Below are 24,487 nucleotides of genomic sequence, written 5' to 3' on the forward strand. Positions count from 1 at the left end.
GAACTGCGCATGTTTATGCAGTTATTGGGCGAATTGAAATAAGGGGAGGCGCTATGAATTTGAGTCAACGGCCAGAGCTGGTGGTCAGGGGCAACCTGGTGGATGCCGAGCGGGTGACCCCTGACGGCTGGCTGGCGATCGCCGGCGGCAAAATCATTGGCAGCGGCAGCGGAGCGGCACCCGAGGCGGAACAGGTGCTCGACGCCGATGGCAAGTGGATCCTGCCGGGGGTGATTGACGGGCAGGTGCATTCGGGTAGCCAGGCCAATCAGGAAGGCCTGGGCTGGGCATCGCGGGCGGCAGCGGCGGGCGGCATTACGGTGATGGTCGATATGCCTTATGACGATCCGCAGCCGGTGGCCTGCCGCGCCCTGCTGGAGGCCAAAATTGCCGAGGTAGAGCGTGACTGTCATGTCGATGTGGCGTTATTTGGCACCCTAAACCCAACCTACGGCTTTGACGCCGCTGCGGGTCTGATCGAGGGCGGGGTTTGCGCCTTCAAGTTTTCTACCTTTGAAGCTACGCCGGGCCGTTTCCCGCGGGTAGATGAAGACGACCTGATGCACGCTTTTCAGTTGATCGCCCCAACCGGACTGGCCTGTGCGGTACACAACCAGATGCAGGAACTGACGCGCAAGAATATCCAGCGGATGACAGAGGCGGGTGATACCGGCTGGGATGCCTTTATGCGCGCCCACACGCCGCTGATCGAAAATCTGGCGACGGCGCTGATCTATGAGATGGGGGCAGAAAGCGGTGCGCGTGCCCATGCGGTTCACGTTTCCACCTCACGCGGTTTTGAGCTGTACCGCATGTATCAGCAAGCCGGCTATCCGGTCAGCATTGAGACCTGTGTACAGTACCTGATGCTTAACCACGAACAGCATACGCGCCAGTTTGGTGCCAAGACCAAGCACTATCCACCGATACGTCCGAAAGCGGAAACCGAACTGCTGTGGAGCCATATTGCGCAGGGCAACTGCACTTTTGTTTCTTCCGACCACGTCAGTTGGGGGCTGGAACGCAAAGGGGACGCCAACGTGTTTAAAAACGCCTCCGGCGGACCGGGGCTGGAGACGTTGTTACCGGCCCTGTGGACCGGGTGTGAGCAGCATGGCATTGCGCCGACCACCGTGGCGCAACTGCTGTGTCGCAATCCGGCACGTCATTTTTTGCTCGACGATCGCAAAGGGGGCTTTGATATCGGCATGGATGCCGACTTCGTTATTTTGAAACCTGAACATTACCGCTTTGATCCGGCCAATAGCCTGTCGGCGGTGAAGTGGAGCGCCTTTGAGGGAATGGAATTCAGCGTACGGGTGGAAACCACCTATTGTCGCGGCCAGGCGGTATTCGCCAACGGCCAGATAGTTAATTCGCCGGGTGCCGGTCAGTTTCTGCGCCCGCATGCCGCTCAAGGGGAAGGCCAATGACCGAATTAATCAATAGTGAGCGTTTGTGGGCCAGGGTCAACCATCTGGCGCAGATGACGCTGCCGGAGGTGCCCTGGACACGCCGCGCCTTTACGCCGTTGTTCAGCGAGGCACGAGTCTGGCTGGCGGAACAAATGAAGCAGGCCGGGCTGACGGTGACGCTGGACGAGGGCGGCAATCTGATCGGCCGCCGCGCCGGGCTGCGTAAGGATTTGGCACCGATTGTTACCGGTTCGCATTGCGATACCGTAGTCGGCGGCGGTCGCTACGACGGCATTATCGGCGTGCTGGCGGGCATCGAGATCGCCCACAGCCTGCATCAGCAGGCGATCAGTTTGCAGCATCCGTTTGAGGTGATCGATTTTCTGTCTGAGGAGCCGAGCGATTACGGTATTTCCTGTGTTGGCAGCCGGGCGCTGAGTGGGGAATTGGACGGCGGCATGCTGGCGGCCAAGAACTCGCAGGGTGAAACGCTGGCGCAGGCGATGACGCGAATTGGTGCTCAACCAGAAAAACTGAACCAGCCGCTGCGCTTGCCCGGCGGCACTGCCGCTTATGTTGAGTTGCATATCGAACAGGGGCCGGTGCTTGAGCGTCAGCAATTGCCGATTGGCGTGGTGACGCACATTGTCGGTATTCGGCGAGTCCTGGTTACGGTTTTTGGCCAGCCGGATCACTCCGGTACCACGCCAATGGATATTCGTCGCGATGCACTGGTGGGCGCAGCGCAGGTAATAGAACAGGCTCATATGGCAGCGTCGCTGCAGAGTGGTAATCCGCATTATGTGGTAGCGACCGTGGGGCGGATTGCCATGACGCCCAATGTGCCCAACGCGGTACCGGGCCGGGTGGAACTGATGCTTGAGGTGCGCAGCGACAGCCAGCAAGTGCTGGACAGTTTCCCCGAATTGCTGCTGGAAAACTGTTTGTCACGCTTGCAGAGTCTGGGCTTGCAGACGGAATTGCAGCATGTCAGCCGGGCACGGCCCACGGCCTGCGCGGAAAGGGTGATGCAGGCGATTGATAGTGCAGCGCAGTCGCTGGGACTGGCCAGCCGTCGGTTGCCAAGTGGCGCTGGGCATGACGCGGTATACATGGCGTCTACCGGACCGGTGGGAATGGTGTTTATTCCCTGCCTGAACGGGCGTAGCCACTGTCCGGAGGAGTCGATTACCGAGCAGCAATTGGCCGATGGTGCCAGAGTGCTGGCGCAGGCGCTGATCAACCTGGATACACAACTGGCGTAAAAAAGGGGCCTATGGCCCCCTTGAGTGCTGACAAACGGTTGCAGGGGACGCACATGTTCGTCCCAATATGCAAGTGGGCGCGGCATGCAGCGCCCCTACAATTTAACCACCAGGCCTAGCAGCCTTAAAGCTTGGGGCCGGCGCTGACCAGTTTTTCACCTGCCGGTGTCACGGTGTATTTGGCAAAGTTATCGATAAAGCGCTGCGCCAGATCCTGAGCTTTCTCTTGCCACAGCGATTCGTCCGCGTAAGTTTTACGCGGGTCGAGAATGGAAGGGTCAACTCCCGGCAGCGCGGTCGGGACTTCCAGGCCAAAGATCGGCAAGGTGAAGGTTTCGGCGTGTTCAATCTCCCCGTTCAAAATGGCGTCGATGATGCCGCGCGTGTCCTTAATGGAAATACGCTTGCCGCTGCCGTTCCAACCGGTATTCACCAGATAGGCCTGCGCTCCGGCCGCTTCCATACGTTTCACCAGCACTTCGGCGTACTGCGTCGGGTGCAGCGTCAGGAACGCGGCGCCGAAACAGGCGGAGAAGGTTGGGGTTGGCGTGGTGATGCCGCGCTCGGTACCGGCCAGCTTGGCGGTAAAACCAGACAGGAAGTGGTACTGAGTCTGTTCCGGCGTCAGGCGTGATACCGGCGGCAATACCCCAAAGGCATCCGCCGTCAGGAAGATGATTTTCTTCGCATGACCGGCCTTGGACACCGGCTTGACTATGTTATCGATATGCTCAATCGGGTAGGAAACGCGGGTGTTTTCAGTCTTGCCGGCGTCATCAAAATCAATGCTGCCATCGGCCAGCACCTGCACGTTTTCCAACAGTGCGTTGCGACGGATGGCCTGATAGATCTCAGGTTCGGCCTGCGGCGACAGTTTGATGGTCTTGGCGTAGCAGCCGCCTTCAAAGTTGAACACGCCGTCATGATCCCAGCCGTGTTCGTCATCGCCGATCAACTGACGTTTGGGATCGGTGGAGAGGGTGGTTTTACCGGTACCTGACAGGCCAAAGAACACCGCCACGTCACCCTGTTCGCCGACGTTGGCCGAACAGTGCATCGAGGCGATACCCTGCAACGGCAGCAGGTAGTTCATGATTGAGAACAGGCCCTTCTTCATTTCGCCGCCGTACCAGGTGCCGCCGATCAGCTGGATGCGTTCGGTCAGGTTAAAGGCAACGAAGTTCTCTGAATGCAGCCCCTGTTGTTGCCAGTCCGGGTTGGTGCATTTGGCCCCGTTCATCACCACGAAGTCTGGTTCGAAATTCTGCAGTTCTTCATCCGTCGGGCGGATAAACATGTTTTTGACAAAGTGCGCCTGCCAGGCCACCTCGGTGATGAAACGCACCTTCAGGCGGGTGTCGGCATTGGCGCCGCAGAAGGCGTCCACCACAAACAGACGCTTGCCGGAAAGTTGGTTACCCACCAGCGTTTTCAGATGCTGCCAGACTTCTGGCGATAGCGGTTGGTTGTCGTTTTTGCCGGTGCCGTTATCGGACCACCAGACGGTATCGCGCGTGGTGTCGTCACGCACGATGTATTTATCTTTCGGTGAACGGCCGGTGAATTCACCAGTATCGACGTTGACCGCGCCCAGCGTTGTTACCGTACCGCGTTCCAGTGCCGGCAGGTCGGCACGGGTTTCCTCGGTAAACAGTTGCTCGTAGCTTGGGTTATGGACGATTTCGGTAGCCTGATGGATGCCGTAACGGGCCAGTGTTTGTGGGGTAATCGCGATTGAAGACATATCCTACTTCCTTATTAGTTCTATGCCTGCAGACTTTCGGGCTGCCGCGCTGTCGGCGACAATCTGAAAGCCATGGGGCATATATTATTGCCTGTTTTCTGCACGGTGCCGCGTGCATGGGCAGGCTCGGGTACAGCTGACCGGATTCAGCTAATTACCGCTCCGGTTCTCATTAATAAACGCACGGATTTTTACTTCCATCTATAGCATAGCAGCGAATTCAAGCCTGATTATTTTAATTACAAAACGCTGACGATAATTAATTATAACCAACATCGGTGGAAGTTCACAATATTGGATTAATAAGGCGGAATTTAGTTTGGTGTTTTTATTTTTTATCATATCGTCATGGCTGTCTACTATTTTAATTAATTATAAATAATAAAACCCCTCATCGTTTTATGATGGAATTTTTTAACCGTTTAAGTTATTTCATAAATCGATGGGCGATCCGCTCCGTACTGAACACTTGTCAGCAGGGTGAACAATGAAACAGATAAATGCAGAAATGGCCTGTGATAAACAGGCGTTGTCGCCTGATTCATCAGGGCTGATTAATCAAATCCGGAAAATGAATATCGGTGCCGTGCCGGTGGCGTTGTTTATTACCATTTGTGCCATTGTTGCCATTTCGGCTTATGCCAACTTCTTGCCAAAGAATATGATCGGCGGTTTGGCGGTGATTATGACGCTGGGTTTTGCGCTGGCGCATTTGGGCAAAAGTATTCCGGTGCTGCGTGATATCGGTGGGCCGGCGATTCTGTGCCTGATGGTGCCTTCGGTGCTGGTTTATTTTAATTTCTTCCAGCCGAACGTGATGGGTACCGTTCATCTGCTGATGAAAGACGCCAACCTGCTGTATTTTGTTATCGCCAGCCTGGTGGTCGGCAGCATTCTCGGCATGAACCGGGTGATCCTGATCCAGGGCATGATCCGCATGTTCGTGCCTTTGGTGGTCGGCACGGTGACGGCGGTGGTGACCGGGCTGCTGGTGGGCAAACTGTTTGGTTTTACCTTCTATCACACCTTCTTCTTTATCATTGTGCCGATTATCGGTGGCGGTATCGGCGAGGGCATATTACCGCTGTCGCTGGCTTATTCAGCAATCCTTGGATCGACGCCGGACGTGTACGTGGCGCAACTGGCACCGGCGGCGGTGCTGGGCAATATCTTCGCCATTGTGGCGGCAGGCGTATTGGCCCGTCTGGGGATGAAGCGCAAGGCACTAAGCGGTGACGGTATGCTGATCCGGTCGGCGCAGGACAACGCGGTGTTTGCCATCAAGGAAAGCACCGGCAACGTGGATTTCCAACTGATGGGCGGCGGGCTGCTGGTGATCTGCGCCTTCTTTATCGTCGGTGGGTTGTTCGAACACATCGTCCACATTCCCGGCCCGGTGCTGATGATTCTGTTTGCGGTACTGTGCAAATATTGCCGGGTGATCCCGACCTCAATGGAAACCGGTGCGCACAGTTTTTATAAGTTTGTTTCAACCGCGCTGGTGTGGCCGCTGATGATTGGCCTGGGCATGCTGTACGTACCGCTGGAAAGCGTGGTGGCGGTGTTCTCGGTAGGCTATGTGGTGGTCTGCGGTTCGGTGGTGCTGTCGATGGGGCTGGTGAGCTTCCTGATTGCGCCATACCTGAAAATGTACCCGGTTGAAGCGGCGATCGTCACCTGCTGCCACAGTGGGTTAGGTGGGACTGGCGACGTGGCGATCCTATCCGCGTCCAACCGTATGGGGTTAATGCCGTTTGCGCAAATCGCCACCCGTATCGGCGGTGCGTCCACAGTGATTGGCGCCACGCTATTGTTGGGTTGTTTAATCTGAGTCCAGACTGAATTATGGATACCGGGGTGGATTTGGGCGGTGGGTTTGACGCTAGCGATTTCCTGGTGAAAGTGGTGGGGCAGCCGCTGGAAACCAGTGATTTCGTGCTGGCTTGAGGCCAGATGGCAATAAAAATTCGGTATTTTGAGGAAAAACCCGACAATTCCTATTAATTCCGTCATGTTAGCCTGACATAATTGCGCACAGAAGGCCGGGCTTGCATACCTCGGGCTTCTGCAGAATCGCCAACCTTTCCGGTTGGCGATTCATTTTCCATCTTTCAGCATGTTGATCGCGGTACCAATCAGGATCCGGCGTTCAATATCGTGACTGTCGGCCAGTTGCTGCGCCAGATGTTTCGCCAACGTTTCTACCGATAAAACCTCGCCACGATGGCGTAACTGCATCACGCTGTCGCCGATCAAGCGAGCCACTTCGTCCCACACGGGTTTTATCTCCTGCTCCGAGAACATCATCGTTTACCTCGGCTGGGTGATTTTTGGTCAATGTAGCAGTTGAGCCTGGGGTTCGCCACCGTACCGATCGCACAATATTAAATCAGGAAGCATAAAAGATAAGCCATCAGTATTTCTTCTGGTTTTTTCACCCAATACTGACAGTGTCGAAACTGTGGAGGGTGAATGATGAGACTGATTGAACAACTGGCTAGGTACCATCGCCGGAGCCAGCCGGCAGAAGTGCCACAGTGGCTGTGTCGTCTGTGGTTACCGCAAGGAGAGGCGCGGATTGCCTATTTGCGCGAGCTGTTGGAACCGGAAACCAAACAACCCGCGGAACGAGGATAAGGTGATGTGAGCCAGTATCCGGCCGGACTGGTGTTATTCGAGAATATCTTCGATCTCTTCGAGTACCTGATGACCCAGCTCAGTGGTGATCATTAAAATACCGCAGACCAAAATCACCAGCGCCAGTAGCAGTAAGGCGATCTGTACCCCGTTGCCGTTTCGTTTTGCCATCTGTTTTGCTCCCTGCCATTAGCCGAAGACTATCGCCGCCCAGCGCAATAACAGCAGTGCGAGACAGATCAGCAACAGTATCAAAAACATCTTCCAGTGCTTGGTACGCATGCGTTTGGTTGCCAATGTGACCTCCTGTTTTGCCGATCAGATGAAATACCAGACGGCGATAATAAAGATAGCAATCACCACCACTGCCAGCACCTTTAATAAGGCGCTGAAGGTGTCATCGGAATTTTGGTCGTCATGCTTCATTTTGCCGCCGGGCTGATAGCCATGGAGTAAATTGCGTTCACAGTATGCCTGTTGTCCCGACATAGGCACAGGGATTTACCGTAAATAGCCTGTAAAGCTGCGGGATTAGAAGATTGAGGGTGAATTCGGCAGGTGCAGGCAGCGGGGAATACGTTGTACTATTCTGTCTGCACAATGATTCATTCAATAAGGTATGGCAATGGCGAACGAAATTCCGAAGAAATACGAAAACACCGAACGTTGGGCGTTTGGCAACACCGAGCAACAAGCCGATGAGGTGGTCAAACTGATCCTCAACGGTACCAAGACGGCCACCTGTGCCAATCTTGACGGTGAAGGTATCCCGCTGGCCGGTGATGTGTTTGTAGTGGTTGATGGTAAAGGCAACCCGGTGTGTGCGGTAGAGCTGACGTCGGTCGAAATGAAAACCTACGATCAGGTTGATGAAGCCCATGCTTTTGCTGAAGGTGAGGGTGACCGTTCCCTGGCCTACTGGCGCAAAGAGCTGCAAAGCTTCTTCGAAGAATATGAGCTGTTCTCACCGGATATGACGCTGGTGCTGATGAATTTCAAAGTGGCCGAGACTTTCTGATTTGAGCTCCTCGGTCCCTTACGTCTGTCAATGGGCGACGCCCGAACTGGCGGCGGCGCTGATTGCCGGTCGTGCGACGCTGGCCGATGATGCCAACTGGGCGCTCAGTGGCGCACGCGATCGGGCGGAATATATCGAGTGGGCCAATCACGTCTGTGGCATGGCCTGCCTGAAAATGGTGCTGACCCATCGCGACGGGGATGCGCCGCCACTGCTGGAACTGGCACGCCGCAGTTTGCCGTACGGTGCTTACGTGCGGGAAGGTGAGCGTATCAAAGGGCTGATTTACGCGCCATTTGTCGACTATGTGCGTGAGCAGTTTGCGCTGGAGGCCGAGGTGCGGGTCGGTGTTGAGGTAGAAACGTTGCCGCAGTTACTGGCGCAGCGGCGTTATTTTATCGCTTCGGTACATCCCGGCATTCGCCGGCCCGAACAGACGCCACCGCAGCGGGGCGGCCATCTGGTATTGGTTACCGCGGTTGAGGGCAATGGTGTGACCTTCCATAATCCTTCCGGTGACAGCCCGGCTACGCGCCAACAGGTGACTTTGCCGCTGAGCAGTTTTGGTCGTTTCTTCGCCGGTCGTGGTATTGCCATCAGATAAAAAAAAACGCGCCGTGCTCCTGTGGGGACACCGCGCGTTCTTCAGTTTGTCATCGTTCATTCCAATCGCATCACCCAGGCATCGCTTTGCCGATCGTAATGTTGCTTATACAGCAGCGATTGCTTGCCATCGAGTATCGCCGGGATGCTGGTGTGCTCATCCCAACCGTCCAACTGCATGCACAGATCGGGATCCGACTTGCAAGGGATCGCCAGCGTACTGGCCTGCTCGGGCGAGGAGGACAAATGTGCATCGTCGACCTCGAAACTGCCTATTTTTACCACGGTTTTGCCCATTGGAACTCCTTGCTTGATCTGCTGGTATGAGGTGTGACCAGTTGAGGCCGTCATCATCAGCATAGTCAAATGAGCAAAAAATGCCACATAAAAAATACAAGCTGGCAACATTGGCAATCCGTGGCTAGCGGCCGGGCTTAATACTCCACCACAAAACTGATGTTGTCCTGATAGGTTCCTACCGGTACTTCGGTTTGCGCCGGGTTGATTCGCGCCAGGTAAGGAATGCTTTGTGCCAAGCCGGTACCCGCCCCGGCTTGCTTGTTGGTGCTGTTCCATACCGTGGTGCTGTTGGGCAGGTAAATTTGGTATTGCATATAGTTGCTGGTGCCGCTTTTCATGCGTCGCCAGCCGGTCACCGGGTTATTTCCGTCGGTAAAGTAGGTGTTGTAGCCCTCGGTTTTGGTACAGGTGAGGGTGATGCTCTGGTTCACCGGGTTAAACTGCCCGACCAGCGCCATGCTGCCAAAGTTGACGTTTTGCGCGGTGCCGAACAGGCAGTCTTTGGTGAGCGTCAGGCTAATGGTTACGGTACTGGGCTTATTGGTGCCATCCCACCAAATACACAAGCCAATCAGACCCAGGCCGCAAATATGGTAGTTCCATACCAGATTGACGGTATCGGTATAGGTGCCGGAACGGACGTTAGCCCCGGCGGTGGTCTTGATATACAGCGGAAAGTTGACGTTTGGGGAGATAAGGATCAGCGTCAGCAGATTCAATGAACTGTAATCGATGGTTTGCCCGACGCTATAGGGATATTGGTAATTCGCATCGGGGTAAATCAGATAGGGAATGGTATCGCCGGAACCGTCGGTATTGGCCAGCGCCATATTGTGCGTGGTGGAGTTAATCTTTACCGTCACGGTATTTTGCGTCAGCAATGACAGGCCAAGGCCGCTGCAGTTGAGTCCGGCAGTGCCCTGCGCGCTGAGCGAGCCATTGTAAACCGCGAAAGTACTGCTGCCTGGCAAGGTGACGCTGCCGTTGGCGGTGGTGCAGTCGGCCAGCGCCTGTCGGCCGATGAGCAGCAGCAGCGCCAGTAATAACGCTTTGGATCCACTAATCATATTTTTCTCCATCATGAATTACTGGCAAACAATGGGGCCGATGCTTTGGATCCCCTGGGTTTTGGTCAGGCTAAATTGCGCCTGACAGGGGGCGCTGCCGTCGGCCGGAATGACGCTCAGGCGGTTTTGCCGTTGCACCGGATCCACATAAACCATGCCATCCCAACCGACGTAGCTTTGCTGCTTGCTACCGATAACCGCGACTTCGCTGCCGTTGGCCAGCGGTTTCCCCTGGGCGTCGACCAGTTTGATGTCGGCGGCGGAGATCGGCTGGACAGGGAAATCGACCAGGAAGCCGCTGTGATCGCGGATCGCCACGGTTTTCTCCACGCTGGGAAGCGCCACGTCCGCCGGCAGATTGAGCGGATCGATTTGGAATTTGGCGTGGTAATAGGAGGTGACGGTCGGCACCAGCAGATAGCCTTTGGCGTTGGTCACGCCGATTAACTGATTCTCATAGCGTACCGGAATGTCCGGATAGCCGTCGGTAGAGATCAATGCAAAAGCATCGTTGATGGTGTTGGTGGCGTACAGATCGCCTTGCATTGCCACCAGCGAACCACTCACTTCGCCCCAGCGGGTGTAATCATCGCTGTTGCCGTACATCCCGCCGCGGGCTTCGAGCAGGCGGGTGCGCCAGGTAATATCGGCCTGGGTGTAGCTTTCGCTGCTTTGCCCATCGGCATAGGCCAGGTTCCAGCCCAAACCGCCGTCGGTCGGCGCGGCGCGGCTGTAGCTGACGCGTTGGTTCCAGCGGTTTTCATTGTCACGAGAGGCGCTGACGCTGGCGGTCCCCCAACTGTCGAAGGGGATAGACAGTTGCAGCTGGGCGCTGTAGCCGCTACTGCCGATTTCGCGGTTTACTGACGCATACAGGCTGGTATTGCGCCACAGTGAAATGCTGTAAGAGAAGTTAACCAGGCGAGTGCGCAGGCCAATGGCATCGCGTACATCGAAATAGCCGGCACCGATGCTACCGAATCGGTTCAGACCAATACTGCCGGTCAGTTGATCGGTACGGCGGCTCAGGCGATAGTCACTTTTATACACCGAAATATCGCCAAAGCCCGCACTGCGCAGAATGCGCTGGGCATTCAGGCTGTAATAGCGATTGCTGTAGGTGTAGCCGATGCTGCTCTGATCGCCATGGTTGGTGCTGTACTGATAGACCGGCTGCGGATCGGGCTGAGTGATGGGTTGACCGGTCAGCGGATCGTAGTAGTTGGGTTGTTGCGAAGGTTGATAATCGTTAAAGGCATTTTCGCCGGCCTGACTGTAGCTGTAAGAGGCATTGAATACCCCCCACTGACCAACACGAATATTGGCCCCTGCGCCGCCCAGCGCCAACTCTGCGGCTCCTTCTGCTCGACCTTCCAGGGTTAACCAGTCCGTGACACCGTAACGCCCGCTGCCACTGGCCACCCACTGTCCATAATCGGCTGAATTAATACCATAATTGCGCCGTAACGCGCCGCTGGACAGGCTGAAATCGCTCATGCCGGCCTGCAACAGATTACTGGCGACATAAAACGGCACCACGGTACTGACCTGGCGGCCCAGCGCGTCGGTAGTCACCACCGTGGCCTGCCCGGCGCCGTTAATGTAGGGCACGGTATTGAGGGTGAAAGGGCCAGGGTTAACGCTGGTGCTGCTGTTTTTATAGCTGTTGATATACAGATCGACGCTGCTGGGCAACGCCGCCTGGCCGGAAAACTGCGGCAGCGGATAGGTGATCAGATCCGGGCGCGAGGCAAAGTTACGTGCCAGCTGGACGCCGCCGATACGCACCGAGCTGCTCCAGGTCAGAGCGCCGGTGGCCAGATCGCCGGCGGTATAGCTGAGCAGGCGTTCATCATCGTTATAGCGCCACTGGCTGTCGTAGCGGATATAGCGGTTGCCCTGGTCACTGTTGTTGGCACCGTCGTTAAAGCTGCCGCGGAAAATACCGGTGTTGGACACCACGCCAAAGCCGTCGAACAGCCGCTGTTCACTCCAGGCGGAAAGATAGCCCGGCTGGCCGTTGGCGCTGCTTTGGCTGGCATAAATATCATAATTGAACAGCAGACCGAGGCTGCTTTGTGCCGGCAGGCGATCCAGCGGGTTTTGAGCGTTGAATTTCTGATTGGGTAACCAGTCGTTGGGGACGTTGATCATCAACTGCTGGGTGTCGCCGCTGTAGGTGACGTCTACTTTCTCCAATTGGTCGACCGCAATTTCTTTCGCCTGTTTATCCGCCACCGGCAGGCCTGCATCGAGCAACTGCTGCGGCGTAAGGTAATAGTGGCCGCCTCGGTAGTTGACCGGTACTACTTTTCCGGTTTGACGCCCATTGACCACCGGCTCCAGATACAAAGTGGTGTCCGGCATGCTGATGGCGCTGGGCGGGGGCGGTAAATCATCGGCGCAGGCGTACGGTGACCACGGTGTGGCCACTGCGCAGAGTACGGCGAAGGCTAACGGTTTGAGCCCGAACCCGTTACGCCTGGGTGACGCTATCCTGGTTAACGGCACCTGACACTCAGTAAGCAGGCAGGGTTATTGGCTGTTTATTGTCGTTGACCGTGGCTTGCAGTTGACCGCTGCTGAAGCTGCCAGAGGCCGGTATGGCAAAGCGCATCTGCGAGCCGGGTAACACGTAACCCATCAGGCCTGCATTGAGCGTTTTCCCCTGCATCGTCACTTTGGAGATGCGCGCGTGCACCGTGCCCTGGTTGCGTACTTCCAGCCAGCGCTGGCTGCTTTGCTGCAACAGCCGGTAGCTGAGTTGCGGTTGACTGGCGGTGGCATAATCGCGCGGTTTCTCTGAGTCCTGCTTGGTCCAGACGCCCTTGCCGCTGACAAACAGCGGTACCGAATAGCGCATCTGGAATTTCAATCCCATTTGTGCGCCATCTGGTGCGGATGGGTTGCCTGAATCTTTCACCGGGACTTCATCAATCAGAATACGGTAGGCACGCTCCTGGCCGGCAGGCGGCGGGGTTTGCTTAACCAGCCGGATCAGTTGGCGTTTGCCTGGGGCAATAGAGGCTACCGGCGGGCTGGCGATCACTTCGCTCTGGTTGCTGTAATCGTCTTTGCCGGCGGTTTGTTTCCAGCCGAGTACGCGAACTTGCATATAGACGGGTTTGGTATCGCGGTTTTCCAGCCACAGTGCCGTAGCAGGCTGTTGATCTTCAATTACCGGGTCAATGGGCCAAATCAGGATCGAGGCGGCGGCAAGCGCCTGTTGTTGGCCGACAATCAGCAGCGCTGCCGTCAATGGCAGTCGGAAGGGTATACGCATGGCTAAATCCTTATTTCAAAATACTAATAAGTGACCGTCAGTAAGACCGTATCGCTGTAAGTGCCACTGGTGGGCAGGGTACTGGTCGAGAACAAACGGGCATAAACTTTTATTTCCTGGGTGCTACCGGTGGCAGCGACGATCTCGGTGCTGCCGCCGTTGGTGCCATCGCCCCAAATGGTAGAATAGTTACTGTCCTGATAGAGTTGATAAATCAGGGTTTCTGGGGTCAGGGTGTTTTTTAATTTGCGTCCGGCGGAGATGGAGCCGGTGACGTTGTTGCCGATGCCAAGCGCCAGCGTGACGCTCAGACCAGGATTGCAGCGAAACAGCACGGAACCGGCCCCGGAGCTGGAAACAATGCTGATGTTGCTGGCTAACGAAGAGACCTGACCAAAGCTGAGGTTGCCGAAAGTGGTGACGTCGCTGCTGCCGCTACCCAGGATGCAGCCTTTAACCACCGTCGCATTGACGGTCATTGCCTGGGTCTTTTGCTGATCGTTGACGCCGGTGTCGCCCAATACCGGTGGCGTTATCATCCAGAGCAGTAAACCACCGCTTAAAATACGCATTGCCATTACCAATTGATGGTGACCTGCACGGTATCGGTGTAGCTGCCGATCGGCGGGGTGGATTGCACCGGGATCATGCCGTACACCGGTAACCAGTTGTCCTGACCGTTGGCGGTTTGCGACACCCCGGTCAGGTTATCCCAGATGATGCTGTGCGAACTGTTGGTATACAGGTTGTAGTTCACCTGCTGGCCGGCGGCGCTTTTCAGATAGCGGGCAGCGGTGTTGCCGCTTTGCCCCCCGTTAAGCAGGACATTGTAGCTGGTGCCATTGTTGCATTTGACGCGAATGGCTCCGGCGTTTTGCTGACCCGCTACGCTGACACTGGTGGTGAGGAAATAGACCGTACCGAAGTCCAGTGAGCCGAAACTGACATTGCCACCCGAACTGCTGCCGGCTTCGCATGCCTTCAACAAGGTGGCGCTGACGCCAATAGTGGCGGTTTTGCTATCGGCATTCGCCGCCAGGCTTAACGCCAGCAATCCACAGCCCAAAACAACCTGCCGCACTGTTACCAGGTTACCGTCATGGTCACCGTATCGTTGTAGGTATCAGGATCGGGCGTGGTGACCGCCGCCGGGACACGGGCATAGACAATCAACGGAACCGCTGCGCCAGTACCTGTGCCGGTCAGGGCGTTGGCACCGCTGGACCAGGTGGTAGCGCGGGCCTGATCCTGGTAGAGGTTGTACTTGATAAAGGAACCCGCCGTACTGGCCATTTGGCGCTGGTTACCGGCACCTACATGCAAACCGTTGTTTAATGCCACGGTGTAGGCGGTCCCTGTGGTGCAGGTCAGCGACAAAGTCCCCGCACCGCCGGAACCGGTTGCGCTGGCGTCGATAATGTTGGACAGGGAAGAATAGGTACCGAAGTCGATAGAGCCAAAGTCGTTGGCGCTCCCCGCGCTGTTACCGCCGCCGACCACGCAACCTGCGCCAATGGTTAAGGTTACCCCGAGGTTACCCTGAATAGTGCCAGCTGCGTTGGCTGCACCATTCGCGCACAGCAAGGTGGCTGCCGAGGTCAATGCCATCAGAATTTTTTTCATGTCTTTTTCCTTGCCGTGTTAAAGGTGAGCCCCAAAAAACGCCATCCGGAAATGGATAAACGCATTAATGTATTTACAGTTTAATTAATAGAGTAAGAACCCGGAATTGTCTTGGTGGGAGGCTGAAAATTTTCTTTATTTTGAAAGGCGTCGTTATCTTCTCAATGGAAGGGACGAAAATACCCTGAGGGGAAAATGATTAGAATAATAATATTCTCCTGTCGGAATATTATTAGCAGTATTAACTGGCCGGAGTTTTCCGGCCAGTGACAGGGGATTATTGATGGAAATCCAACACGCCGTCACGAACCAGTTCGCGCGGCAGGTTGTTTTTGATCCGGCTGCCGATGCGTTTGGCGATACCCAGCGGCTGTTGCTGGTAGGTGACAATACATTCATCGGTCTGCGGCGGTGGCTCCGGGTAGAGGTCACGGCCGTGGAACCACTCTTGCGCTAGCGTGGCGTCCAGTTCAAAACGCTGTTTGCCGTCGGCAACCGCCAGCGCGATAACCGCTTCATGCTGCCAGCGGTAGCCTTTGGTGAAACGCTCGGCCAGTTTCAGCCCGATACGCGAGAAGCGAATTTTATTAACCAGCGCTTCCAGCTCGGCAGGGAACAGCCAGATTTCTTTATCGCGAGCCCACAGACGGCTGGTTTTATCCCAGGCTAATCCGGAGGCCGCTGCGGCCTGAGCGATCTCGGCCGAATCCTTAGCGGAAAGCGGAGTGAACGGGAATTTGCCCAGCTTATAGCTTGGCTTTGCCAGCGGGGGGACGGAGTGGTGCTTGCGCAACCGCGCCACGAAGAAGCCTTCGCTATCGTAGATTTGCGGGAACACATGCAGAAAACCTTCGGCGGTTAACGCCTGTTTAGCACCGGGGAACAAGTCACCCAGCGGTTCAATGCTGACCGCGTCGCCGTAGGTCGCCAGCAGCCCGTTGACGATTTGTTGGTTTTCCTGCGCGTTGAGCGTGCAGGTGGAGTAAACCATCACGCCGCCGGGCGCCAGAGCATGGAAGGCACTGTCGATCAGTTCGCGCTGGGTGTCGGCAATGGCGGTCACGCTTTCCGGTGACCAGTTACTCATGGCGTCCGGATCTTTTCGCACCACGCCTTCGCCAGAGCAGGGGGCATCGAGCAAAATGGCGTCGAAGCTTTCCGGCAACGCAGCGCCGAACACCCGGCCGTCGAAGTGGGTCAGCGCTACGTTTTTCACGCCGCAGCGGCTGATGTTGGCGTGCAGTACCTTGACCCGGCTGGCGGAGTATTCATTGGCGACAATGCCGCCCTGATTGTTCATCAGCGCCGCAATTTGGGTGGTTTTGGATCCTGGCGCGGCCGCTACGTCCAGTACCCGGCTTGGTGCTTCGGCCCCGGCGAACAGCGCACTGACCGGCAGCATTGAGCTGGCCTCCTGAATGTAAAACAGGCCGCTCAGGTGTTCAGCAGCGCTGCCCAGCCGCAGTTCTTCGTCCCCGCGTTCGATCCAAAAGCCTTCCGCGCACCAGGGGATGGGCTCCAGACGCCAGTCATAATCCTGCACCAGCGTCAGAAAGTCGGTGACGCTGATTTTTAGCGTATTAATCCGCAGACTGCGGCGCAGCGGGCGCTGGCAGGCGGCAATGAAATCGTCCATCGACAGGTCGGCGGGCATGATGGCGCGCGTCGCCTCGAGAAAGGCGGGCGGCAAAAAAACGCAGGCGGGTTTGGCCACGGGGTGAGCTCTCTGGCAGCTATCAAAATAAGGGCGGGAGTTTACCACAAACCGAAAAAAGTAGGGGCCCGGCATTGCCGAGCCCCTGAGAGGGTGAGGAATTTACTCTTTAGGGATGGCGGTGCCCCATTCACGCCAGTCTTTTGGCTCCTCCGCATTCAGCATAAAGTGCTTGTGCGGCGTTGACTTCGGCGCCAACGGAATACTCGGCGGAGTGGCAAAAGCAATGCCGCCGCGAATAAACTGCTGGAAGGTCCCGCTCTTGATCACGCCGCCGGTCAGGCCGAACTGCAGGTTGTAGCCGGAAGCCAGCCAGAACACGCTGTTGTTACGCACCAGATACTGGTACTTCTTGCTGATACGCAGTGCGACGTGGATGCGATCGGACATGGCGCCCAGATAGAAGCCTGTCACGGTACCCACTTCGACCCCACGGAACAGTACCGGAGTCCCAATCTGCAACGAGCCGGTTTCGGCGGCGTCGAGGATCACGCTCAGGCCGTCCTGGTAGCGCGAGTCGGTGATCGTGGCCTCTTGCAGCTCAAAGCTGCGTAGCTCCCGTCCACGGCCTGGCTCCACGTTAATATAGGGCTGCAACAGGGTGTCGAGGTTGCTGACCCCGGCGGCGGAAATCTCCGGTGATACTATGGAGAACCGGCTGCCAAGACGGGCGAAGGTCTGCACGTATTCCGGGTACAGCACGGCCTTGACCAGGACTTCATTACGCTCTGGCGCCAATTTTAGCGAATCTACCTGGCCGATATCGATACCGAGATAACGCAGTGGCATGCCTGCCGACACTTTACTGGCGTCGTAAGTTTTCAGGGTTATCTGGCTGCCTACCGCGCGGGCGGCGGTTTCTGTGGCGTACAGCATGCGTTTGGCACCTTTGCTCAGCGTGACGCCCTGCAAATTATCGAAACTGATAGCCCCTTTCAGCGCCCGGTTGAGCGGTGAAGCCTGCACCGTCAGACCGCTACCGTTCAATTGCACCTTGGCCCCGCCTTCGGCCCAGAAAATGCTTTCACTGGTCAGCAGCTTGCGGTATTCCGGGCTGATATAAACATCAACTTCGAACTCGTTGGCCTTTGGACGCACGTTAACAATCTCGCCCACCTGGAATTTACGGTACAGCACCACCGATCCGGCCTGTACGTCCGGCAGGCTGACGGCGGTCAACGTCAGGGTTGGCGTAGGGCTGTTGCCGATAATACCGGCCTCGGCCTTTTCACTATTGCCATACAGCGGATACTGCCCGACAGGCTCGCCCTTGCTGCCGGGGATGATGCGCACGCCGCCGTCCAGCCACTCTTGCGCGCTGGCCCCCAGCACTTCCATGCCGTCCAGGCCCAGTTTGACGTCGACGCGGCTGTTGACCACGAACTTGCTGTCTTTGTGCAGCAGGCGGCGATATTGGGCATCGATGGCGGCGGTAAATACCACGCCGTTGTCCGTCAGGGCACGACTCATCACCTGACCGACCTTAACGCCGTGCACCACCAGTGGCTGGCCGACGTCAATGCCGTAGCTCTGTGGCGCGTTCAGCGTTACGGTCAGTACGCCCGGCTGTTGCAGCAGGGTTTCGCTGCTGTCCAGCACGTTGAAATGTTGTTGCGGTTCACCCTCGCCCGGTACCAGTTCCAGCGTATTGCCGGTCAGCAACTGGCTTAGTTTGGCGTCGTTAAGGCTCAGGCGTGGGCTGCGCATTACAATCCGCGTGCCGCTGCGCATTAAATCCACCACCGACGGGTCAATGGTCAGCTCACCGGTGACCTTACTGTCCTGCTGCAGGGTTAGCTTGGTCAGGGTACCTACCTGTAATCCCTGATAAATCAGCGGCGTGCGGTTCTCACTCAGGTTATTGCCGCTCGGCAGATCAAGCGTAATATTCACGCCGCGCTGGCTGTGTGCCAGGTCCGGATACAGGGTATAGCTTTGATCGGCCTTGGCCTGCTGACCATCTAGCGGCGAGTCAAAGGCAATGGCACCGTTGACCAGCGCGGCCAGGCTTTCCATCTGCACCGAGGCACCCGCCAGGCTGAAATCACCCTTGAAGCCCGAGACGTTCCAAAAACGGCTGCTGCCCTTCACCAGATTGGCAAAGCGGCGGTCGATCAGCACGTCGATAGTGACGCCCTTATTGCCTTCGGCGATGGTGTAGTCATAGACCTTACCGACGGGGATCTTGCGGTAATACACCAGCGAACCGGTGTTGAGTGAGCCGAGATCGTCAGCGTGCAGATGAATCATCAGCTCACCGGTGTTCAGCCGATACTTGGGCTGGGTATCGAGCGCGGTGAAGTGGGTCTGAGGTTTCCCAGTGCCCGGCATCATGCCGATATAGTTGCCGCCCACCAGGGCATCCAGGCCAGACACGCCCGCCAGCGAGGCTTTGGGTGTTACCAGCCAAAACTGGGTGCCGTCGCGCAGGGAATCTTCCAGGTCACTCTTGATGCTGGCTTCGACCACAATGCTGCGCAGATCCTTGCTCAGGCTGATGCTCTGTACGGTGCCTACTTCCACCCCCTGATAACGTACCGGAGTACGCCCGGCGACAATGCCCGCCGCGGACTGGAAATCAATGGTCACCGTGGTACCGCGTTCCTGGAAATTGTTATAGACCAGCCACCCCGCGATCAGCAGGGCAATAAACGGCAGTAACCAGAATGGCGAAATACGGCGCTTGTTTTTGACCCGCGCTTCAGTCGGTGTATTCGGCGTTTCCTGTTGCATGTGCATCCCAAATCAATCGGCTATCCAGCCACTCTACGGCAAGAATAGTTAAAATAACCGCAGACCCAAAATAAAAGGCTGCCGGCCCCATAGTAAAAGATAACAATTGGTCGCGATTCACCAGCGACATCATTAAAGCAATAACAAACAGATCGAGCATCGACCAACGGCCGATCCAGGTGACCAGACGCAGCAGGCGAATACGGGTTCTCAGGCTGTGCGAGGTCTTGAAATGAATACTCAGCAGCAAGGTGATCAGCACGATGACCTTGGTAAAGGGCACCAGTACGCTGGCAATGAACACGATGGCGGCGATCGGTACATTGCCTGAGGTCGCCAGTGAGACCACTCCGGAGAAGATGGTGTCTTCCATTCGTGCGCCATTGGCGTAAATGATGGAGATTGGCATCAGGTTGGCCGGGATCAGTAAAATCATCGCTGCAATCAGCGCCGCCCAGGTTTTTTGCAGGCTGTAGGGCTGCCGATGGCACATCGGAATGTGGCATCGTGGACAACGCCCACGCTGGTCTGGGTAACCGGTGAAATGGCAGGACAGGCAGATATGCAGTGCCGTTGGCAGGCCTTTCGGCTGTTCCTGCGGATAATAGCGTTCCCACAGCTGTTCCAGATTGACGTGGATCAGCGTCAGGATGCTGAGCAGGGTGAGCGCCAGGTAAGCGATCAGCGCACTGCCGGCCTGGATATCGGCGTATTCTTTTACTTTGATTGTCGCCACCGCCATGCCGATCAGGTAAATATCGAGCATCACCCACTCTTTCAAGCGGTCGAGCATCAGCAGCACTGGCCGCAGGTTCATGCCCAGTGCATGGCCGAAACGCAGGTAAAGCAGCGACAGCGCCAGCGTCAGCGGGGCGCCAATAGTGCAAAACGCCACCATGCTGGCGGTGAGAGGATCCCCCTGGTGGCTCATCTGCCAGATGCCTTCCAGCAGGCTGGCGTCGATGCGCACCCCCAGCAGACGGATGCTGATCAGCGGCTGGCTGAAAGCAAAGGGCATCAACAGCAGCATGGTGACCGCCATGGCGGTCAGTCGGGTCATCGACCAGTCTCGGCCACTGACCACCTTGGCATCGCAGCGCGGGCAGTAGGCCGCCTGTTTGCCGCTCAGTGGCGGCAATACAAACAGCAGGTCGCATTCGCAACAGCGTTGGTGGCGTGCTTTGGATAGCGGGCCGGTGATCGCGTGTATTTTCATCATGACAAAAAACTGCCCCAGAGCTCGCCGTATCGATTAGCGTAGCTGAAAAATAAATCTGTCCGTGCCTTATAGGGCCAAGCACCGGGCGGCAAAACAGGGTTTCTGAGCGGCAAACATACCCTGCCCGGTAGGGTTTTGTGAAGCAACAGATGATTAACCTTGTGGCTATACGCATTTAATGCTTATTTTATAGGGCTTAAGACTTGGGCTAGTGGCCTTCTTCACTGTATTAATGGTTAACACATGACAAAAGAACAATTCTACGCGGAATTAAAACGTGATTTGTGCGCGCTGCTCGACGGGGAAACCAACTTTATCGCCGCGTTGTCCAACGCCAGTGCGCTGATCAACGAGCGCCTTGACGACGTTAACTGGGTCGGATTTTACCTGATGGACGGCACCCAACTGGTGCTGGGTCCTTTCCAGGGAAAAATCGCCTGTGTGCGCATTCCGGTTGGCAAAGGAGTATGCGGCAGCGCCGTGGCGGAAAATCGCGTGCAGCGCGTTGGTGATGTCCATGAGTTCCCTGGTCATATCGCCTGTGACGCGGCCAGTAATGCAGAAATTGTGCTGCCGCTCAACGTTGGCGGTCAGATTATCGGCGTTCTCGATATCGACAGCACAGTTTATCAACGTTTCGACGAACAGGACGAAAGGGGCCTGGAAGCAGTGGTGGCGGGGCTTTGCGCGCAGCTGGAACAGTGTGATAGTGCGAAATATGTCACTGTAACGGCAAGTTGATCTACGGTTAACGTGGCATTTACCGATGGCGTCATTATAATGACGCCTGTTCATGCCTGCGCTGGTTGGCAAACCCGTTGTAATCAGGAAATTTCATGGAAAATCAACCTAAGTTGAACTCTAGTAAAGAAGTCATTGCTTTTCTTGCCGAGCGTTTTCCGCTCTGCTTTAGCGCCGAGGGCGAAGCTCGCCCGTTGAAAATCGGTATTTTTCAGGATCTGGTCGAGCGTGTTCAGGGGGAAGAAAACCTAAGCAAAACGCAATTGCGTTCTGCACTGCGCCTGTACACCTCAAGCTGGCGTTACCTGTACGGCGTCAAAGTTGGCGCCCAGCGCGTTGATTTGGACGGCAACCCGTGCGGTGAGCTGGAACAGCAGCATGTCGATCATGCCCGTCAACAGCTTGAAGAAGCCAAAGCGCGAGTTCAGGCACAGCGTGCCGAGCAAAACGCCAAAAAACGTGAAGCTGCCGGTGAATCAGCCGCTGCGGAACCTCGTCGTCCACGTCCAGCCGGTAAAAAACCTGCTGCACGTCGCGAAGGCGGAGCCGCTCCGGAGAACCGCAAGCCGCGCCCACAAACTCGCCCACAAACTCGCCCACAGCCCGCTCGCCAACCTCGTGAAGTCAAAGAGGAAAGCCAGCAGCGTCGTGTGCCAGTCACGGATATCTCTAAACTGCAAATTGGCCAGGAAATCAAAGTCAGAGCAGGCCAGAGTGCGATGGATGCAACCGTACTTGAAATCGCCAAAGATGGCGTACGTGTGCAGCTCTCTTCCGGTCTGGCGATGATTGTGCGCGCAGAACACTTGCAGTTCTGATACGGAGGCCAACCAAGGCATGAACAAATTTGTCAGATTAACAGCAGTCGCGGGTCTGTTGTGGGCGGGTGTCAGTTACGGAGCGGAACCAGCCAACATCCGCATCGATCAACTGCCTCAGCTGCAGCAGGAACCGCAACATGCAACTGTGAGTGAGCGCGTAACTTCGCGCTTCACTCGCTCTCATTACCGTCAGTTTTCCCTCGACGCGGACTTTTCAGGCAAGATCTTCGATCGTTACCTGAATATGCTGGACTACAGCCATAACGTGCTGCTGGCCTCCGACGTAGCGCAATTCGCCAACAAGCGCAATCAGCTGGGCGAAGAACTGAAAAGCGGTAAGCTCGATACGCCATACGCGCTGTACAATCTGGCGCAGAAACGCCGTTTTGAGCGTTACACCTATGCATTGTCGCTGCTGGAAAAGCCAATGAGCTTCACCGGCAACGACACTATTGATCTCGACCGCAGCAAAGCGCCGTGGCCGAAAGACAAGGCCGAACTGGACGCGCTGTGGAATGCGAAAGTCAAATATGACGAGCTGAACCTCAAGCTGACCGGCAAGACCGACAAGGAAATTCGTGAAACGCTGACCAAGCGCTATCAGTTTGCCATCAAGCGCCTGACGCAAAGCAACAGCGAAGACGTTTTCCAACTGGCGATGAATGCCTTTGCGCATGAAATCGACCCGCATACCAACTATCTCTCCCCACGCAATACCGAACAGTTCAATACCGAGATGAGCCTGTCGCTGGAAGGTATCGGTGCGGTGTTGCAGATGGATGACGATTACACCCTGATCAACTCCATGGTGCCAGGTGGCCCGGCGGCGAAGAGCAAGGCGATCACCGTGGGTGACCGTATTGTCGGCGTTGGCCAGGCGGGCAAGCCTGTGGTCGATGTGATCGGCTGGCGTCTGGACGACGTGGTTTCCCTGATTAAAGGGCCGAAGGGCAGCAAGGTGCGCCTGGAGATCCTGCCGGCCGGCAAGGGCACTAAAACCCGAGTGGTCACCTTGACCCGTGAGCGTATCCGTCTGGAAGACCGCGCGGTGAAAATGACCATCAAGACCGTCGGCAAAGAGAAAGTCGCGGTGATGGACATTCCGGGCTTCTACGTAGGCCTGACCGATGACGTGAAAGTTCAGTTGCAGAAGATGGCCAAGCAGAACGTCAAGAGCCTGATCATCGACCTGCGCACTAACGGCGGCGGCGCACTGACCGAAGCGGTTTCGCTGTCCGGTCTGTTCATTCCGAGCGGCCCGGTAGTGCAGGTACGTGACAACAACGGTAAAGTGCGTGAAGACGCGGACACCGACGGCGTGACCTATTACAAGGGGCCGCTGGTGGTACTGGTTGACCGTTTCAGCGCCTCGGCTTCGGAGATCTTCGCCGCGGCAATGCAGGACTATGGTCGCGCGCTGATCGTCGGTGAACCGACCTTCGGGAAAGGTACCGTGCAGCAGTATCGCTCACTGAACCGCATTTACGATCAGATGCTGCGTCCGGAGTGGCCGGCGTTGGGGTCGGTGCAATACACCATACAGAAGTTCTACCGCGTTAACGGCGGCAGTACCCAACGTAAGGGGGTTACCCCGGATATCCTGATGCCGAGCGGCATTGATCCGGCGGAAACCGGTGAAGCGTTTGAAGATAACGCTATGCCGTGGGACAGCATCAATGCGGCGACCTACACCAAAACCGGTGACATGAAGCCGTTTGAGCCTGAACTGCTGAAGGATCATGAGCAGCGTATCGCCAAGGATCCTGAGTTCCAGTACATCGCGCAGGATATCGCTCATTACAAGGCGCTGAAGGATAAGCGTAACATCGTCTCTCTCAACCTGGTTCAGCGCGAGAAAGAGAACCACGATGATGACGCTACCCGTCTGCAACGTGTTAATGATCGCCTGCAGCGCGCCGGTAAAAAGCCGCTGAAGGCCCTGGAAGATTTGCCGAAGGATTACCAGGAACCTGACCCATATCTGGATGAAACCGTGCACATCGCACTGGATCTGGCGCACCTTGATCAGGCGCAGCCGGCGGCGGCGAAATAACGCAGCCGAGTCTCAGTAAATGAAAAGCGCACCTTCGGGTGCGTTTTTTAATGGGCGCTCCTGGCGGTATTGAATAACCTACACCGTTATTTTTACGCAAAAAAATTCCCACCGTTTTGCGCAACAATCGTTTACAATTTGAAAAGTATTGCTTGAGCGCCGTTTTTGTAAAGTTTCGTATTTTTAGTAGGTTAATGGCGTGCAACTCTTGAAACTGTGACGAATGCCCATACCATCTAGGGTATCCGAGG

23 protein-coding genes are annotated in these 24,487 nt (G+C 56.2%); 9 read left to right on the forward strand and 14 right to left on the reverse strand.

What is annotated here, in order from left to right; translation table 11 throughout:
• Positions 1-53: 53 nt before the first annotated feature.
• Positions 54-1,433: a dihydroorotase gene (locus ACSOSI_RS11140; protein ID WP_476707074.1), complete on the forward strand. Its 1,380-nt coding sequence runs from the start codon at positions 54-56 to the stop codon at positions 1,431-1,433.
• Positions 1,430-2,680, forward strand: a complete 1,251-nt coding sequence (locus ACSOSI_RS11145) for an allantoate amidohydrolase (RefSeq protein WP_476707075.1) — start codon at positions 1,430-1,432, stop codon at positions 2,678-2,680. Before ACSOSI_RS11140 ends, ACSOSI_RS11145 begins: the two co-directional genes overlap by 4 nt.
• A 124-nt stretch (positions 2,681-2,804) precedes the next feature.
• On the opposite strand, the gene pckA is transcribed toward ACSOSI_RS11145, so the two are convergent.
• Positions 2,805-4,424: a phosphoenolpyruvate carboxykinase (ATP) gene (gene pckA, locus ACSOSI_RS11150; protein WP_112363163.1), complete on the reverse strand. Its 1,620-nt coding sequence runs from the start codon at positions 4,422-4,424 to the stop codon at positions 2,805-2,807.
• Between the two features lie 487 nt (positions 4,425-4,911).
• Here pckA and ACSOSI_RS11155 point away from each other — a divergent pair, with 487 nt between their 5' ends.
• Positions 4,912-6,255 carry a 2-hydroxycarboxylate transporter family protein gene (locus tag ACSOSI_RS11155; RefSeq protein WP_476707076.1) on the forward strand — a complete coding sequence of 448 codons (1,344 nt, stop codon included), beginning with the start codon at positions 4,912-4,914 and terminating at the stop codon, positions 6,253-6,255.
• A 266-nt stretch (positions 6,256-6,521) separates the two neighbouring features.
• Here ACSOSI_RS11155 and ACSOSI_RS11160 read toward each other — a convergent pair whose 3' ends face one another.
• From ACSOSI_RS11160 to yniD, 3 genes are all read right to left on the reverse strand, one after another.
• Positions 6,522-6,731, reverse strand: coding sequence for a hypothetical protein (locus ACSOSI_RS11160; protein ID WP_012144839.1), 210 nt, complete (start codon positions 6,729-6,731; stop codon positions 6,522-6,524).
• 363 nt (positions 6,732-7,094) lie between these two features.
• A complete protein-coding gene (locus tag ACSOSI_RS11165) occupies positions 7,095-7,232 on the reverse strand; it encodes a hypothetical protein (protein ID WP_017892602.1) in 138 nt (45 codons plus the stop codon).
• Between the two features lie 18 nt (positions 7,233-7,250).
• Positions 7,251-7,358: a small membrane protein YniD gene (yniD, locus tag ACSOSI_RS11170; protein ID WP_012144841.1), complete on the reverse strand. Its 108-nt coding sequence runs from the start codon at positions 7,356-7,358 to the stop codon at positions 7,251-7,253.
• Positions 7,359-7,686: 328 nt separating this feature from the next.
• Between yniD and ACSOSI_RS11175 the strand changes: the two genes are divergently transcribed.
• Positions 7,687-8,079 (forward strand): ASCH domain-containing protein, encoded by a 393-nt coding sequence (locus ACSOSI_RS11175; RefSeq protein WP_012144842.1) that lies wholly within the window; start codon positions 7,687-7,689, stop codon positions 8,077-8,079.
• 1 nt (position 8,080) lies between these two features.
• Positions 8,081-8,683, forward strand: a complete 603-nt coding sequence (locus ACSOSI_RS11180) for a C39 family peptidase (protein ID WP_261098626.1) — start codon at positions 8,081-8,083, stop codon at positions 8,681-8,683.
• Between the two features lie 56 nt (positions 8,684-8,739).
• On the opposite strand, the gene ACSOSI_RS11185 is transcribed toward ACSOSI_RS11180, so the two are convergent.
• The 3 genes from ACSOSI_RS11185 to ACSOSI_RS11195 all read right to left on the reverse strand — a co-directional run bounded on the left by ACSOSI_RS11185 (position 8,740) and on the right by ACSOSI_RS11195 (position 12,416).
• Positions 8,740-8,979: a YebV family protein gene (locus ACSOSI_RS11185; protein WP_012144844.1), complete on the reverse strand. Its 240-nt coding sequence runs from the start codon at positions 8,977-8,979 to the stop codon at positions 8,740-8,742.
• A 137-nt stretch (positions 8,980-9,116) separates the two neighbouring features.
• Positions 9,117-10,049 carry a Csu type fimbrial protein gene (locus ACSOSI_RS11190; RefSeq protein ID WP_261277031.1) on the reverse strand — a complete coding sequence of 311 codons (933 nt, stop codon included), beginning with the start codon at positions 10,047-10,049 and terminating at the stop codon, positions 9,117-9,119.
• 18 nt (positions 10,050-10,067) lie between these two features.
• Positions 10,068-12,416, reverse strand: coding sequence for a fimbria/pilus outer membrane usher protein (locus ACSOSI_RS11195; RefSeq protein WP_476707077.1), 2,349 nt, complete (start codon positions 12,414-12,416; stop codon positions 10,068-10,070).
• Here ACSOSI_RS11195 and ACSOSI_RS11200 point away from each other — a divergent pair.
• Complete coding sequence (locus tag ACSOSI_RS11200) at positions 12,415-12,564, forward strand: hypothetical protein (RefSeq protein ID WP_017892606.1); 150 nt, start codon at positions 12,415-12,417, stop codon at positions 12,562-12,564. The genes ACSOSI_RS11195 and ACSOSI_RS11200 overlap by 2 nt on opposite strands.
• 3 nt (positions 12,565-12,567) lie before the next feature.
• Here ACSOSI_RS11200 and ACSOSI_RS11205 read toward each other — a convergent pair whose 3' ends face one another.
• The 7 genes from ACSOSI_RS11205 to yebS form a co-directional block, all read right to left on the reverse strand.
• Positions 12,568-13,332, reverse strand: coding sequence for a fimbrial biogenesis chaperone (locus ACSOSI_RS11205; RefSeq protein ID WP_115184809.1), 765 nt, complete (start codon positions 13,330-13,332; stop codon positions 12,568-12,570).
• Between the two features lie 23 nt (positions 13,333-13,355).
• A complete protein-coding gene (locus tag ACSOSI_RS11210) occupies positions 13,356-13,904 on the reverse strand; it encodes a Csu type fimbrial protein (protein ID WP_026142340.1) in 549 nt (182 codons plus the stop codon).
• A 5-nt stretch (positions 13,905-13,909) separates the two neighbouring features.
• Complete coding sequence (locus tag ACSOSI_RS11215) at positions 13,910-14,413, reverse strand: Csu type fimbrial protein (protein ID WP_012144849.1); 504 nt, start codon at positions 14,411-14,413, stop codon at positions 13,910-13,912.
• A 2-nt stretch (positions 14,414-14,415) separates the two neighbouring features.
• Positions 14,416-14,955, reverse strand: a complete 540-nt coding sequence (locus ACSOSI_RS11220; protein ID WP_476707078.1) for a Csu type fimbrial protein — start codon at positions 14,953-14,955, stop codon at positions 14,416-14,418.
• 277 nt (positions 14,956-15,232) lie between these two features.
• On the reverse strand, positions 15,233-16,669 hold the full coding sequence (rsmF, locus tag ACSOSI_RS11225; RefSeq protein ID WP_476707079.1) for a 16S rRNA (cytosine(1407)-C(5))-methyltransferase RsmF: 1,437 nt from the start codon (positions 16,667-16,669) through the stop codon (positions 15,233-15,235).
• A gap of 102 nt (positions 16,670-16,771) precedes the next feature.
• Entirely contained in the window at positions 16,772-19,402 is a 2,631-nt protein-coding gene (locus ACSOSI_RS11230) for a PqiB family protein (RefSeq protein ID WP_017892611.1), read from the reverse strand.
• Positions 19,371-20,618 carry a membrane integrity lipid transport subunit YebS gene (gene yebS / locus ACSOSI_RS11235; RefSeq protein WP_026142343.1) on the reverse strand — a complete coding sequence of 416 codons (1,248 nt, stop codon included), beginning with the start codon at positions 20,616-20,618 and terminating at the stop codon, positions 19,371-19,373. Before yebS ends, ACSOSI_RS11230 begins: the two co-directional genes overlap by 32 nt.
• Before the next feature lie 246 nt (positions 20,619-20,864).
• Here yebS and ACSOSI_RS11240 point away from each other — a divergent pair, with 246 nt between their 5' ends.
• The 3 genes from ACSOSI_RS11240 to prc all read left to right on the forward strand — a co-directional run bounded on the left by ACSOSI_RS11240 (position 20,865) and on the right by prc (position 24,236).
• Positions 20,865-21,362 carry a GAF domain-containing protein gene (locus tag ACSOSI_RS11240; RefSeq protein WP_012144853.1) on the forward strand — a complete coding sequence of 166 codons (498 nt, stop codon included), beginning with the start codon at positions 20,865-20,867 and terminating at the stop codon, positions 21,360-21,362.
• A gap of 95 nt (positions 21,363-21,457) precedes the next feature.
• Entirely contained in the window at positions 21,458-22,180 is a 723-nt protein-coding gene (gene proQ / locus ACSOSI_RS11245; RefSeq protein ID WP_476707080.1) for an RNA chaperone ProQ, read from the forward strand.
• A 19-nt stretch (positions 22,181-22,199) separates the two neighbouring features.
• Positions 22,200-24,236 (forward strand): carboxy terminal-processing peptidase, encoded by a 2,037-nt coding sequence (gene prc, locus ACSOSI_RS11250; RefSeq protein ID WP_012144855.1) that lies wholly within the window; start codon positions 22,200-22,202, stop codon positions 24,234-24,236.
• The last annotated feature ends 251 nt before the right edge of the window (positions 24,237-24,487 follow it).

It is taken from the genome of Serratia sp. AR11 (genome assembly GCF_056376275.1).